Here is a 14,171-nt window from a genome sequence, read left to right as displayed (position 1 = left end):
AATTTATGAAAAGTCTTAAAATAGCATTGGCGGCTCTCGTCGGTCTGGTGGCCGTGAGCTGCTACAACGATTTCGACACTCCGGCTCCGCAGAAGCTCTATACGGCCGACGATATGGCCGCAATGGGGCTTACTCGGATCACCATTGCCGAAGTGAAGGAAAAATTTGGTCCGATCTCCAATACGGGAACCAACGACAATTTCTCCACGACCAAGACCCTCAAGTTCGGAACCCGCACGTCCGAGGAGGCCAAGTTCGACGGCCTCATGGAGTGGCCCGAGGCTTCGAAATACTACATCAAGGGCAAGGTGATCAGCAGCGACCGTCAGGGCAACATCTACAAGTCGCTCTATATCTACGACGGCACGGCCGGTATCGAGCTGAAGCTCTACAACGGCCTTTATCTCGACTTCCTGCTCGACCTGGCTTCGAAGCCGATCAAGAGCCAGTGGGTCTACGTGCGTCTCGACGGTCTCTATCTGGGTAACTACCGCATGATGCTTTCGATCGGAGGCGCTCCCTCGGACGGCATCAACACGGCCGGCAACCACAAGTTCTACGCCAACTCGAACCTCGACAACCCGAAGGTCGCCGCCCTGAACGTCTTCCGCGGCGAATACACGACGCTCGACGACTCGGACATCAAGGAGGTCGACGGTTCGAACTACACGTCGCTCGGCGAGGCCGATCTGGGCCGGCTGGTGCGTTTCAACAAGATCAAGATCCGCTATGCGGGTGTGAAGAATCAGGACGGCGTGACGCCTCCGAACCTCAAAAACGGCGGAAATGCGAATCCCTATCCGAGCTGGATCGTGACCGACTGGGGAACGCCCATCTTCGGCGCGTGGTATCGCTGGGCCTACAACAACAGCGAGCAGAATATCCGTCTCTACGGTTCGGTGCTGATGAGCTACAACGATGCGGCGGAGTACACTTCGGACCCGGGCGTTTACGGCATCCGTACGAGCGGTTACAGCCAGTTCGCCATGAAGCCCATCCCGAAGGACGGCACGGAGGGTACGGTGCTGGGCATCTACGGCATCTATGCGAAGAAGAGCGATTTCACGGGAGGTTCGGAGGACTGGGCGCAGTACCAGATCTCGGTGAGCCGTATCGAGGACCTCGGCTTCCCGCCCGAGTCGCTGCTTTCCGAGGAGTGGATCAGGGCCAATACGCCCGCCTCGTCGCTGACGCCTCCCGTGAAGAACGGCGGCGATGATTACGAGGGTGACTGATCCCGCGTTTGAGCAATAAAAAACTGCGACCCAAAAGGGTCGCAGTTTTTTTGTGCCGCGGCGGCAGCGCTACCGCTTGTTCCATTTGCAGGAGGTCTGGTAGTAGCCGATCGCGCGGTCGACCTGCATGGCGTCCTTCCGCTCCATCGTTTCGAGGTGGTGGGGATTCTCCTCGGTGGGAACCACGCGGTACTGCTCGAAGCGGCGCACGGGCGACAGAATCGTGAAGGTGTCGCCTTCGAGGTAGCCGAGGTCCTGATAGGTGGCGATGAACGCGCGGTTGACATATGCCGGGTCGAAGATGCTGCGGCCGTAGAAATGCGAGTCGTAGCTCATGTTGAGCAGCGACAGCAGGGTGGGCATCAGGTCGATCTGCGAGACGATGCCGTCGACCACTCCGGGTTCGATAAGCCCGGGGGCGAGGATCAGCGCCGGGATGTGGTATTTCTGCAACGGAATCTCGGTGCGGCCTGCGCTCGAAGCGCAGAGATCGGCCGTGACGAGGAAGATCGTGTTTTCGAACCACGGCTGCCTGGCCGCTTCGGCGAAGAACCGTCCCAGCGAATAGTCGCTGTAAAGCACGCCTCCGGCGCGGCTCTTCGAGTCGTTGGGAATGCGGATTCGTCCGGCGGGGTAGGTGAAGGGGCGGTGGTTGCTGACGGTCATCACGTGGGCGAAGAACGGCTTGCCGCTGCGGGTCTCCTCGTTGAGCGTGCGGATGACCTTCCGGTAGGCGTCTTCGTCGCAGACGCCCCAGATGTTGGCGAAGGTGATCTCTTCGGGCTTGTAGCTTTTCTGGTCGACGATGTCGTATCCGTTGCCCGAGAAGAAGGTCTCCATGTTGTCGAAATAGCTGTTGCCGCCGTAGAAATAGGTCACGTTGTAACCCTTGTCGCGCAGCAAGGCTCCTGTGGAGTGCATTCCGGCGTTGTTCGGACGCTTGATGATGCTCTGGCCCGGGCAGGGCGGCAGCGAGAGCGTCACGGCCTCCAGGCCGCGCACCGTGCGGTTGCCCGTGGCGTATACGCGGTCGAACGCCAGTCCCAGTTTGTAGAGCGAGTCGAGTGCGGGCGTGATCCGTTCCGTGTTGCCGAACCGCTCCATGTACGAGGCGCTCATGCTCTCCATGGTGATCAGCACGATGTTGCGGCGGATCTCCTCCCCTTCGGCGCGCACGGCGTGCAGGTTGTCGCCCGTGCTTTGGTAGACCCCGTGCACGAAGGCTTCGGCCTCGGCTTCGGGACGCGTGAGGTAGAACTGTTCGTAGTCGAGCGTGTTCTTGACGAAGGCGTCGTAGAACTTGTAGAGTCCGTTGGCCTGCAATTCGTTGACGTAGACGTTGTCGCTGTCCTGGAAGCGGGTGTTGAAGTTCAGCAGCCCGATCGCGGCGAACAGCGCCGCGACGTAGGCCGGTCCGATTACGGCTTTCCACCTCCAGCCTTTCAGGCATTCGGTCTGCACGAGTTCGCTGCGGAAGAAGTACCACGTCACGAGCAGCGTCACGACGACGATGCCCAGCGTCATCGGAATGACGGGGTAGGACTCCATGATGTTGCCCACCACCTCGTTGGTGTAGACCAGGTAATCGACGGCGATGAAGTTGTAGCGGACGCCGAATTCGCTCCAGAAGAAATATTCGCTGATGCCGTTGAAGATGATGGCGCCCACGTAGACGACGATGAAGAGGGCGAACCACACCGTGGTCCAGTGGCTGCGGAATCCGGGCAGGAAGAGCCGCAGTGCGAAGCTGCCGGCCCAGTAGCCCAGCACATAGAGGGCGATTCGCGGCGCGACGCTTCCGTATTCGTCGAAGATCGTGTTGAAGAACGCCACGTAGCAGAACGCCGCCACGAGCAGGGCGAGGAGGATGTAGCCCCACGGCTTTCTGTACTTGGTGCGCGAAACGCTCAACATGAAGAGCCAGAGGAAAATGAATCCCGCCGTCGCGGCGCAGAAATCGTTCACGGCGCCCAGCAGGAAGACTTCGCACCATTCGCCGAATGAGAAGGCGAGTGAGGTGGTCTGCTCGTTGAAAAGCAGTACGACGCGCAGCACGAGGCCGACGGCGACGGTCAGCAGCGACAGTTTGAGATAGAGGCCGGAGACCAGCCGAATACTTTTTTGCATGATGAATTTGGGAATTAACGGTACAAAGTTAACCATTTTCAGCCCGTTCGGAAAAAGAAAAGGCAGTCAACCGGGTGACTGCCTTGTTCTGTTGTTTTGAAAAATCGTTTGTTTTGGTGCTTACTTCGACGGGCGCATGACGACCTTCACGAGGTTTCCGTCCGCAAGGATCTTCTTGGCGAGCGCCTGCACGTCGGCGTTGGTCAGGTCGCGGATCGCCTGTTCGTGGTCGGCGATGTAGTTCAGGCCCGAGCCGTATTTGATCTGGATGTAGTTCATCCATGCGCCGTTCTGTTCGAGGCTGTTCTTCCAGCTCTTGAGCATGAATTCGCGGTGTTTCTCGATGTCCTCGCTCTTGGGACCGTTGGCTGCGATCTCCTCGATCTCCTTCATCACGATCTCGCGCAGTTCGTCGGCCATCTCCTCGTTGGTGTCGAACGAAATGGTCATGCTGTAAGTCTCGCGGGGGATGTACTTCGTCGAACCCTGGACGCGCACGCCGTAGGTTCCGCCCTTCTCCTCGCGGATCGAAACGAGATAGCGCGAATTGAGCGCCTGCGTCAGGAACGTCAGGGCCATTTTGTTTTTGAGCGTGTAGGGCATCTCACCCGAGAAATGGTAGTTGACCGAGACCTTCGGCTGCTGCATCGGAGCCGTGAACTCCTCCGTAACCTCGCCTTTCACCGGATAGGCCTTGTCGTCGACGTAATTGATCGGTTTGCGGGCGGCGGGGATCGAACCGATGTATTTCTCCACGAGGGGTTTCAGCGTTTCGGGGTCGATGTTGCCCACGAACGTGAAGACGAATCCGTTGGCTCCGGGGTAGAGCTTGGCGTAAATGCCGGGCAGCTGTTCGAAGTCGAACTTGTTGACGATCTCCGTCGAGATCATCTGACGGCGGGGATTGTGGCCGTAGGTCACGTCGGCCACCTTCTCCTGCATCAGGAAGTCGGGATTCGACTTGGCATTGGCGAGCTGGGCGAGGAGCATCTTCGTGAGATTGTCCACGTCGTCCTTGTTGAACCGGGGCTGCGTGAAATTGAGGTAGAGCAGCTGGAGCATCGTCTCGATGTCCTTGGGCGAGCAGACGCCGCCCATGGCGCTGGTGTAGTTCTCCACCGAGGGCTGCACCGAGGCCGTTTTGCCCGAAAGCTGTTTCTTGAGTTCCGTGGCCGAGAATTTGCCGACACCCGACATCGAGTTCACGGCGGGCATCATTTCGCCCATGTAGTACTCCTCGTCCGAGAGCAGCGACAGGCCGCCCTTGCCGACTACGCCCAGGCGCACTTCGTCGGCCTTGAAGGTCGTGGGTTTCACGACGACCTTCGCACCGTTGGCCAGCGTCCATTCCGTCGTTCCGAGCTGTTTGTCCTCGACCGTCTTCTTCACGGGCGAGCCTTTGAGCACGGTCCCTTCTGCGATCAGCGGCTCCTTGACCACGTTGTCCTCATAGGCCGTGACCTCCGATGCGGCCACCTTGTCGCGGATGGCGAGAATCTCCTCGGCGGTGGGCGTTGCGACGCCCTCCTTCTCGGGAGCGTTGATCACGATCACCTGATTCGTCGGGAGAATGGTCTGCTTCGCGAAGGCGTTGACGGCATCCACGTTGAGCATCTTGATCAGCATGCTGTCGAGCTGCCATTCGGTCTCGGCATCGGGCATCGGCTGGTTTTTCTGGTAGTTGTTCAGATAGGTCTGCACGAATTCGTTGTTGCGGCGGTCGTTGCGGTTGGCGTACGAGCGTTCGGCCTGACGCATCAGGTTCTCCTGGGCGCGTTCGAACTCGCCCTGCGTGAATCCGTAGCGGCGCACCTTCTCCATTTCGGTATAGAGGGTCTCGAAGCCGCGGGCCAGCTTGCCGTCCTCGGTCATGGCCACGAATACCGTGGCGTCGAGCGTCGGGATGATGCCGATCACGTCGCCCGTGCCCATGCCGGCGCCGAGGAACGGCGCGTCGGGCTGCATGGCGATCTCCTGCAGGCGGGCGTTCTCCATCGTGGTCATGTAGGCCTCGATCACGTTGTTGGCCTCGGCCAGCACCGTGTTGGCGAGCTGTTCGGGAAGCGCCGGGCGCTTGATGAAGAGCTGCACCTTCGTACCCTGCATTTCGGGATCGGTGTAGATGCTGACGATCGGCTCCTCGTTGTCGGGAACCTCGATGGTCTCCTTCTGCGATGCGCCGGCGGCGGGAGCCGGAATGTCGGCCATCAGCGTCTTGATCTTGGACTCAATGGCGTCTACGTCGATGTCACCGACCACGATTACGGCCTGGTAGTCCGGACGGTACCATTGTTTGTAGAAATCCTCCAGCTCCTTGTGCCGGAAGTTCTTCAGCCCGTCGAGGTAGCCGATCAGGTTGCGGCGCTCGTATTTCGTGCCTTTGCCCAGCGCCTGCAACAGCTTCATCGTCGAACGCCACGACGCGCCGTCGCGCGTGCGCAGCTCCTCCATGATCACGCCGCGCTCCGAGTCGATTTCCGACGGCTCCAGCGCGATGAAGTGCGACCAGTCGTGCAGGATCAGCAGCGCCGAGTCGATGATTCCTTCGCGCGAGGTCGGCACGTCCTTCATGTTGTAGCACGTGTAATCCCAGCTCGTGCCGGCATTGAGGTTGGCGCCGAATTTCACGCCCACGGTCTCCAGATACTCCGTGAGCTGTTTGCCCGGGAGGTTCTTGGTTCCGTTGAAGGCCATGTGTTCCAGGAAGTGGGCGAGGCCCTGCTGCGAATCGTTCTCCTGGATGGCTCCCACATCGTGGAGGATGTAGAAATCAGCCTGGCCTTTCGGCTTTTCGTTGTGGCGGATGTAGTAGGTCATTCCGTTTTCCAGTTTCCCGGTGCGGACCTCCGGATCGGCCGGGATCGGCTGGTTCATCTGTGCCGCGGCGCTGCCGGCGGCGAACGCCGCGACGGCCAGCATCAATAATTTTTTCATGGGCATTTGTGGTATAAGGTTTATTGTTTCTGTGTCTCTTCGGGGCGGTATTCGATGATATCACCCGGCTGGCAGTCCAGCTCGCGGCAGATCGCTTCGAGCGTGGAAAACCGGATGGCCTTGGCCTTCCCGTTCTTGAGGATCGAGAGGTTGGCGGGCGTGATGTCGACCCGTTCGGCCAGTTCGCCGAGCGACATCTTGCGTTTGGCCATCATTACGTCTATGTTTATGATTATCGCCATAAAGTCGTCCCCCCCCCTTTTATCGTTTGCATTTCTCTCATGTCGTCTGTTTTAGATGGTCAGTTTCTGCTCCTCGCTCAAATTCTGGCCGATGGCGAAGACCTCGGCGGCGAAAAGGATCAGGATACCCATGATGATCATTGCGTAGGAGACGTGGAAACCCGCGTCGACGGTGTATCCGCTTCCGGCGAGCAGTTCGGCGGCGCGGCTGTTCATCACCCAGTCCACGGTGTCGCTGATCAGTTCGGTGACGATCGTCAGCATGCCGATTGCGCGCAGATACCAGACGTTGCGTTTGTCGAGCGTGCGCTCTTCGCGGATCGAGCGGCGCAGCGAGTGGATGATCACGAACATCAGTACGATGATGGCCAGATAGAGAAGCGGGCAGAGCATAACCAGCGCATAGAGCCATGCGCTGCCGCCGATCGAACGGAATGCCAGCCCCAGCGGGGATGTGCCCGGGGCGTTCTGCTCGACGACCAGGGCGAGTTTGCGGACGTTGGCTTTGATTTCCACGCCCGGCGCCGCGGCGATTTCGACAGCCGTTTCGGGTTGTCCCGTTACCCGGATGTCGCCCAGCATGTAGATCATGCGCGGCACGCCGGATTTCCACTTTTCGGCGATGTCGTTACCGAGTTCCGCGCCTTCCGCCGCGCCCCGCGAGAAATTGGGCAGGATTCCGTGGGCGATGCTTGCCACGAGTACGATGAAAAACGTAATGTAAATGACCAGCAGGCGTTGCAGGAGCGATTTTTTGTTCTGCATGTGTGACTATTTTGGTTTTACAGTTGCAAAGATAGAATTAATTTTCGAAAAACAAATAATATTTATCGTTTTTCGATAAAATTTTTCGCAGCGGACAAAAAAGGACGGCACAGGCGGCCGTCCTTCGGATCGTCTCCGGAGCGTTTACTCCACGTTGTCTTTCAGCTGTTTCCAGAATGAAGCGCTGATGGACATTGAGATCGAGATGGCCAGCACGTAGAGGATGAACATGACGACGAACGTGATGAAGCCGATGCCGATCGCATTGCAGATGGCCTGGAAAATGCCGAATACGATGCCGAACAGTACGCCGACGACCAGCGACACGAAGAACATGGTCCATTTGCTGCCGTAGGTGGCGTCGTTCGAAGCCTTGATGGCCTGTATCGGATTTTTGCCCTTTTCGATGAGGAAATAGTAGGAGAGCGTCCATGCGATCGAGAGCACGATGCCCGGGATGACCATGAAGAGCACGCCGATGAAAATCGGGAAAATCATCAGGCCCATCGTGATGAAGAACTCGCCCATGTAGCGGCGGTATTTGCTGTCGAAAATGCCCAGGGGATTGACAATCTCACCCTTGGCCAACTGTGTGGGCAGTAAGGTGATGGCGATTGTGGTACCCACATTGAGATAAGGTATCCAGATCGTAATGAGCCATAAGGCCACTGCTGCGATCACCGAAGGTGCGTTCTTTACGCCGATGGCGACGGAATCCTTGAGGGTTTCTCCGAAATCGAGTTTTTTCACTTCCATAACTAACAGGTTTAAGGGTTAACATCAAAAACAAAAATACGAAAAAAATCGTATCTTTGCCTGCATAACCGTAAAATTCAATGCAATGGCTGAAAAATCTCGCTATAATTACCGGGTTGAACCGCAGGACGTGGATTTCACGCTGCGGGCGACAATCCCTTCGCTGGGCGGCTCGATACTCAACACCGCGGGCATCGACGCCCACGGCAAGGGGTTCGGAGTCGATGCGCTGAATGCCGACAACCATTCGTGGGTGCTTTCGCGCATGGCCGTCGAATTCGACTGCCAGCCCACGCAGTACACCGACTACACCGTGGCTACGTGGATCAGCGATTACGGCCGGGTGCTCTCGACGCGAAACTTCACGCTGACCGATGCCGCAGGCCGCGAATTCGGCCGCGCCGTGACGCAGTGGGCGATGATCGACCTGCAGAGCCGTTCGGCGATCGACCTCTCGTGGGTGGGCGACGCGCATGCCGACGCCATCGTAGATGCCGCGCCCCCGACGGACAAGCCGCGCAAGATCCGTGCGGTAAGCCCTACCGCGACGGCCGAACACCGCGTGGTTTACAGCGACATCGACTTCAACCGCCACGTCAACACGATGCGCTATATCGAAATGATGCTCGACATGCTGCCCGTCGACATGCTGACGCAGGAGGCTCCGGTGCGGCTGGACATTCATTTCCTGAAAGAGTGCCGTTTCGGGCAGACGCTGACGGTGGGGTGCGAGTTGCGCGGGCGTTCGGCGCTGTTCGAAATTTCGGCCGACGGCGCTGCGGCTGCCGTGCGTGCCTCTATCGAATGGAAATAGGCCTGCGGGGAACGCTTCGCAGGGCGCTTGTGGAACGGGTTTTGCAGTTTACGGCTGCAAAACCTTTTTTCATTATGGAGAGCGCAACCAAAACACAAGCGAAAAACAAGTATCAGGTAAGCATCGACCTGCTGAACGATGCCGTGGGCAAGGAGATCGCCACTTCGTTGCAGTACATGTATTTCCACACTCATTTCGAGGACGACCGCTACCAGTATCTCTCGAAGATCATGCGCGAGATTTCGATCGCCGAGATGCGCCACATCGAGGAGTTCTCCGACCGCATCCTGTTCCTGCAGGGCGACGTGGACATGAACGCCTCGTTCCGCACCCGGCAGGTCACCGACGTGAAGGAGATGCTGCGCATGGCCATGCAGCTGGAGCAGAGTACGATCGACAGCTACAACGAAGCCTCGCGCATCGCCTCGGAGAACAAGGACGCCGTAACGCACAAGATGTTTCAGGACATCATCGTCGAGGAGGAGCAGCATCTCGACACCTTCCGCACCGAGTTGCAGAACCTGATCGACTACGGCGAGGAGTACCTCGCGCTGCAATCGGCCGCCGGCAGCAAGCATACGTCGAAGAGTTTCAACCATTCCGGCGGCGGCGAATAGCGGTTCGCGCGGCGGAAAGCACTTCTGACGCAAAAAACGGAATCCTTTTGCCGGGGTCCCGTTTTTTCGGTTATCTTTGTACCTGAATCATTCGCGGGAACCTGTGCAAACCCCGGCCGGCGCATGAGTTCCTCCCGGGGGAGGGATTCGGGGCGGGGCGGATCTGCCGATGCGGCCGGAGGCCGCAGGCGTCGGGTTGCCGGATCGGATGAACGGCATGAAATCGCCGGAATGCTCTGATACGATGAAAATAACGATTTTAGGACCTGCCCATCCCTACCGCGGGGGGCTGGCCTCGATCATGGAGATCATGGCCCGCACGTTCCAGCGGCGGGGCGACGAGGTCGACATCAAGACCTTCACGCTGCAATATCCCTCGCTGCTGTTTCCCGGCGAGAGCCAGACGGTTGCGACGCCTCCGCCTGCGGACCTCCGCATCTGCCGCTGCGTCAATACGATGAATCCGCTGAACTGGGTGCGCGTCGGCCGCCGGATACGCCGCGAGCGTCCCGATTTCGTGCTGATGAAGTACTGGACGCCCTTCATGGCCCCCTGTTTCGGGACCATTGCCCGCATCGCCCGCGGCAACGGCCATACGAAGGTGCTGTGCCAGATTGACAACGTCGAGCCGCACGAACACCACCTGACCGACAAACCCTTCAACCGCTACTACCTGCATTCGGTGGACGGCTTCGTCTACATGTCCGAGCAGGTGCACAGCGAGCTTCGCGCGTACAGCGACGCTCCGGCCTTGTTTTCGCCGCACCCGCTGTTCGAGAACTTCGGCGAGCGGGTCGAACGCTCCGAGGCGTGCGTGCGTCTGGGGCTGGACCCTGCGAACCGCTACGTGCTTTTCTTCGGGCTGATCCGCGATTACAAGGGGCTTGACCTGCTACTCGACGCCTGGGCGCAGCTCCGGCGTGCGGGCCGCACCGAGGGCCGCCGGCTGATCGTGGCGGGGGAGTTCTACACCGCCCGGGAGCCGTATCTGAACCGGATCGCCGACAACGGATTGCAGGACGAGGTGCTGCTCCACGACCGCTTCATCCCCGACGACGACGTGAAATATTATTTTTCGGCGGCGGACTTCGTCGTCCAGCCCTACAAGACCGCCACGCAGAGCGGCGTGACGCAGATAGCCTACCAGTTCTGCGTGCCGATGGTCGTCACGAAAGTCGGGGGACTGGCCGAGATCGTGCCCGACGGCCGGGTGGGGTATGTCTGCGAACCCACGCCCGAAGGGGTTGCCGGCGCCATCGAACGGATGTACGAAGGGGACACGCTTCAACGCTTCCGGGAAAACTGCGTCGAGGAACGCCGCCGCTTTTCGTGGGAGGAGATGTGCAGCCGCATCACGGAGCTGTACGGGCTGGTGGCTTCCGGAAAATAGGGGGCGCCGCAGCTTCCGGGAGAACTGTTTTTTCGGCATTTCGTTTGTTATTCAGGCGAAAAGACCTATCTTTGCGGGACCTAACTCATACTCTTGCATATTGTGGCGTCACAATTCATCAATCTGAAATCCAGGTTGCTTAACCCGTATGTGGTATTTGCCGTCTGGATGCTCTGCACGGTTTGGATCTGCATCACGCAGTCGCTGGCCGGGCCTCAGAACTACAACAATTTCCTGGTCTTCCGCGGGGTGTTCGACCATCTGTTCTCCTCGCTTCCCCTTTACGAGCCCTATCCGCTCGAATACGGGGATATCAACCATTACGGTCCGATTTTCGCCTTTATCATCGCACCTTTCGCGGTGCTGCCGCCGTGGCTGGGCATGTCGCTGTGGTGCATGAGCCTTTCGCTGCTGCTCTACTGGACCGTCCGGCAGCTGCCGATGCCCGTGGTGCTGACGAGCCTGGTGCTGTGGCTGACGCTCAACGACTTTTACGGAGCCTGCTTCAAACAGCAGTTCAACATCGCCGTCGCGGCGCTGGTCGTCGGGGCGCTGGCCATGATCGAGAAACGCCGCGAAGGATGGGCCGCACTGTTCATCGTCATCGGTACGTTCGTCAAGATTTACGGCATCGTCGGGCTGGCCTTTTTCTTCTTCGTGCGGCGCAAAGGACGTTTCATCGGGTATATGGCTTTGTGGAGCGCCATGGCCCTGCTGCTGCCCCTGCTCTTCGTCAGTCCCGAATACCTCTGGTCGCAGTATGCGGCATGGGCCGCCGACATTGTGCAGAAGAACGGTGAGAACATGTTCTGTGCCTATACGAACATCTCGCTGGTGGGCTGTGTGCGCAAGATCAGCGGTTCGCCGGCCTATTCCGACCTGCTGATCATCGTCCCCGCCATGGTGCTGTTTCTGCTCTCCTACCTGCGCACCGGGCAGTACAAACACTTCAGCTACCGCCTGACGATGCTGGCTTCACTCCTGTTGTTCATCGTGCTGTTCAGCAGCGGCAGCGAACACAGCGGCTATGTGATAGCCGCGCTCGGCATGGGTATCTGGTGGGTGAATTTTCCCCCCCCCCCGCACGCGGCCGGCTCGAATGGACGCTGCTCCTACTGGCCCTGTTCGCCAGTTTCTCCTATAACTTACTCCCGACTAAGTTCTACCGTGGCGTATTCGTAGCCTACGCGCTGCGTTCGCTGCCGTTCTTCGCCATCTGGCTCCACTGCATCCGGAGGCTGTGGCGCGAGGATTTCGCCGTCACGGACGTCCTTCTGGACTACAAAACCCTGCCTGCGGCAGACGAGGCGGCAAACGAGGCGGCAGAATCCCGTCCCGCGCGGCCGGGCGACGGGCTCGACATCGTATGCCCGTGTTACAATCCGGCTCCGGGGTTCGTCCCTGCGCTGGCCCGCTCCTATGCGGAGCTTTGCGCCCGGTATCCGGACAAGCGCCTGCACCTGATCGTCGTCAACGACGGTTCGCCGCATGGTTTCGGCGAGGAACAGCACGGGGCGCTGCGGCAGGCCGTTCCGGATGTCGAGATCGTCGATATTCCGCACGGCGGCAAGGGCGCTGCCATCCGGGCCGGCATCGCCCGTTCCCGGGCCCCGTATACCATCTATACGGACATCGACATGCCCTATACGGCGGAGTCGATGTGCGAGGTGATCGACCGGGTGTTCGCAGGGACCGACGTGGTGATCGCCGTGCGCAACCGGAGTTACCATTCGCGGCTTTCGCCCATGCGCAAGATGATGTCCTACGGGTCGAAACTGCTTAACCGCATCTTCCTCAACATCCGCCATACCGACACGCAGGGCGGTCTGAAGGGCCTCTCGCCCCGCGCTCGGGCGGTGATGCTGCGCACACGCATCTCCGATTTCCTGTTCGACACCGAATTCGTCGTCCTCGCCGCACGCGACAAACGCCTGCGCATCGAGGAGGTCGAGACCATGCTCCGCGACGGCATCGTCATGTCGGCGATGTCTCCGCGGGTGTTGTTCCGTGAATTGAGAAACTTTTTCCGTATCGCCATCCGCCTATGACTGTGACACTCGGTTTCGACGTCGAGGAGTTCGATTTTCCGCTCGAAAGGGGCCGCGGAATCGATTTCGGCACCCAGCTTGCGGTCAGCTCCGAGGGGCTGGAGTTCCTGCTGGACCTGCTCGCGCGGCTGGAGCTGCGGGCCACGTTTTACACGACGGCCAATTTTGCCCTCCACCGCACGGACCTTGTCCGCCGCATCGTCGCCGGAGGCCACGAGGTGGCTTCGCATGACTATTACCACGGGCTGACCGCCGGGTCGGACCCTGCCGGCAGCCGGCGGACGCTCGAAGAGCTGACCGGACAGCGCATTGTCGGCTACCGTGCCCCGCGGCTGGCCGCCGCTTCGTCCGCGGCGCTCGCGGCGGCGGGGTACAGGTACAATTCGTCGATCAATCCGACGTGGATTCCGACGCGCTACAACAACCTCCGGGCCCCGTGCTCCGTGTCGCGGGAGGAGGGGCTCACGATCTATCCGGTTTCGGTCTCCGCGCCTTTCCGCGTGCCGCTGTTTTGGATTTCGCTCCACGTCATGCCGCTGCCGCTCTACAAACTGCTGTGCCGCAGCGCCCTGCGCCGCGACGGGCACCTGAACCTCTATTTCCATCCGTGGGAGTTTTCCGCACGGCTGCGCGAGCCGGCTTTCGGTGTTCCGGGCTATCTTACGCATTGTTCGGGGACGGACCTGCAACGGAAATTCATCCGGCTGCTGGAGTGGCTGAAAGCCCGCGGCTGTCGGTTTTTGACCACCCGCGAATACCTCGGATGCGATGAGTAGGGTAGCGATGATGCTCCGGAGGCTCTATGAGAGTCCGTTCGTGCGCTTCGCCGTGGTGGGAGGCGTCGCCACGGCGGTCAATTACGCCGTTTACGTCGTGCTGGTGCGGTGTTTCGACGACCTCTGGCCGGCCCTTGCCTATTTTTGCGCCTTCTGCGTCAGCATCGTCTGCAACTTTCTGCTGTCGAGCTATTTCACCTTTCGGGTACGGCCCTCTGCCCGCCGTGCCGTGCGGTTCCTGACGGCCCACCTCATCAACCTTGTGAACGAACTCGTACTGCTCGAAATCTGGCTGTGGGCGGGCGTTCCGAAACTCTATGCGCCGCTGTGCGTTTTTCTGGTCGCCTTTCCGGTCAATTTCCTGATGGTGCGCTTCGCCCTGCGCGGGCGTTTGAAATCCTGAAAAAACGGACCCTGCCGTGCGATGCGCGGCAGGGTCTCCTTCTTCATTTATTCGGGTGTAGCTT

13 protein-coding genes are annotated in these 14,171 nt (G+C 59.5%); 8 read left to right on the top strand and 5 right to left on the bottom strand.

Annotation, left to right across the window (positions count from 1 at the left end; genetic code table 11):
- The first annotated feature begins 5 nt into the window (after positions 1 to 5).
- Positions 6 to 1,235, top strand: a complete 1,230-nt coding sequence (locus DWW03_RS05680) for a DUF5689 domain-containing protein (protein WP_118406464.1) — start codon at positions 6 to 8, stop codon at positions 1,233 to 1,235.
- Positions 1,236 to 1,304: 69 nt separating this feature from the next.
- On the opposite strand, the gene DWW03_RS05675 is transcribed toward DWW03_RS05680, so the two are convergent.
- The 5 genes from DWW03_RS05675 to DWW03_RS05655 form a co-directional block, all read right to left on the bottom strand.
- Positions 1,305 to 3,362, bottom strand: a complete 2,058-nt coding sequence (locus DWW03_RS05675) for an LTA synthase family protein (RefSeq protein ID WP_118406463.1) — start codon at positions 3,360 to 3,362, stop codon at positions 1,305 to 1,307.
- Between the two features lie 120 nt (positions 3,363 to 3,482).
- Positions 3,483 to 6,281: a M16 family metallopeptidase gene (locus DWW03_RS05670; protein ID WP_118406462.1), complete on the bottom strand. Its 2,799-nt coding sequence runs from the start codon at positions 6,279 to 6,281 to the stop codon at positions 3,483 to 3,485.
- A 35-nt stretch (positions 6,282 to 6,316) separates the two neighbouring features.
- Positions 6,317 to 6,538, bottom strand: coding sequence for a helix-turn-helix domain-containing protein (locus DWW03_RS05665; RefSeq protein ID WP_044054568.1), 222 nt, complete (start codon positions 6,536 to 6,538; stop codon positions 6,317 to 6,319).
- A 51-nt stretch (positions 6,539 to 6,589) separates the two neighbouring features.
- Positions 6,590 to 7,303, bottom strand: a complete 714-nt coding sequence (locus DWW03_RS05660) for a DUF2975 domain-containing protein (RefSeq protein ID WP_015547802.1) — start codon at positions 7,301 to 7,303, stop codon at positions 6,590 to 6,592.
- A 144-nt stretch (positions 7,304 to 7,447) separates the two neighbouring features.
- The gene (locus DWW03_RS05655) at positions 7,448 to 8,059 is read right to left on the bottom strand and encodes a hypothetical protein (protein WP_015547801.1); all 612 of its coding nucleotides are present in this window, start codon (positions 8,057 to 8,059) and stop codon (positions 7,448 to 7,450) included.
- An 85-nt stretch (positions 8,060 to 8,144) separates the two neighbouring features.
- On the opposite strand from DWW03_RS05655, the gene DWW03_RS05650 reads away from it, so the two are divergent.
- The 7 genes from DWW03_RS05650 to DWW03_RS05625 all read left to right on the top strand — a co-directional run bounded on the left by DWW03_RS05650 (position 8,145) and on the right by DWW03_RS05625 (position 14,107).
- On the top strand, positions 8,145 to 8,873 hold the full coding sequence (locus DWW03_RS05650) for an acyl-[acyl-carrier-protein] thioesterase (RefSeq protein WP_015547800.1): 729 nt from the start codon (positions 8,145 to 8,147) through the stop codon (positions 8,871 to 8,873).
- Between the two features lie 74 nt (positions 8,874 to 8,947).
- The gene (locus tag DWW03_RS05645) at positions 8,948 to 9,490 is read left to right on the top strand and encodes a ferritin-like domain-containing protein (protein ID WP_022062533.1); all 543 of its coding nucleotides are present in this window, start codon (positions 8,948 to 8,950) and stop codon (positions 9,488 to 9,490) included.
- Between the two features lie 244 nt (positions 9,491 to 9,734).
- Positions 9,735 to 10,880, top strand: a complete 1,146-nt coding sequence (locus DWW03_RS05640) for a glycosyltransferase (RefSeq protein ID WP_022062534.1) — start codon at positions 9,735 to 9,737, stop codon at positions 10,878 to 10,880.
- Between the two features lie 102 nt (positions 10,881 to 10,982).
- The gene (locus DWW03_RS16825; RefSeq protein WP_259301977.1) at positions 10,983 to 12,062 is read left to right on the top strand and encodes a glycosyltransferase family 87 protein; all 1,080 of its coding nucleotides are present in this window, start codon (positions 10,983 to 10,985) and stop codon (positions 12,060 to 12,062) included.
- Positions 11,987 to 12,928, top strand: a complete 942-nt coding sequence (locus tag DWW03_RS16820; protein ID WP_259301979.1) for a glycosyltransferase family 2 protein — start codon at positions 11,987 to 11,989, stop codon at positions 12,926 to 12,928. The genes DWW03_RS16825 and DWW03_RS16820 overlap by 76 nt, the downstream gene beginning before the upstream one ends.
- Entirely contained in the window at positions 12,925 to 13,704 is a 780-nt protein-coding gene (locus DWW03_RS05630) for a polysaccharide deacetylase family protein (RefSeq protein WP_015547796.1), read from the top strand. The genes DWW03_RS16820 and DWW03_RS05630 overlap by 4 nt, the downstream gene beginning before the upstream one ends.
- On the top strand, positions 13,697 to 14,107 hold the full coding sequence (locus DWW03_RS05625; RefSeq protein WP_118406461.1) for a GtrA family protein: 411 nt from the start codon (positions 13,697 to 13,699) through the stop codon (positions 14,105 to 14,107). Before DWW03_RS05630 ends, DWW03_RS05625 begins: the two co-directional genes overlap by 8 nt.
- Positions 14,108 to 14,171 lie beyond the last annotated feature (64 nt).

It is taken from the genome of Alistipes sp. AF14-19, from assembly GCF_003461645.1.
GTDB lineage: Bacteria > Bacteroidota > Bacteroidia > Bacteroidales > Rikenellaceae > Alistipes > Alistipes shahii.
This window is presented reverse-complemented; position numbering and strand designations above follow the sequence as displayed.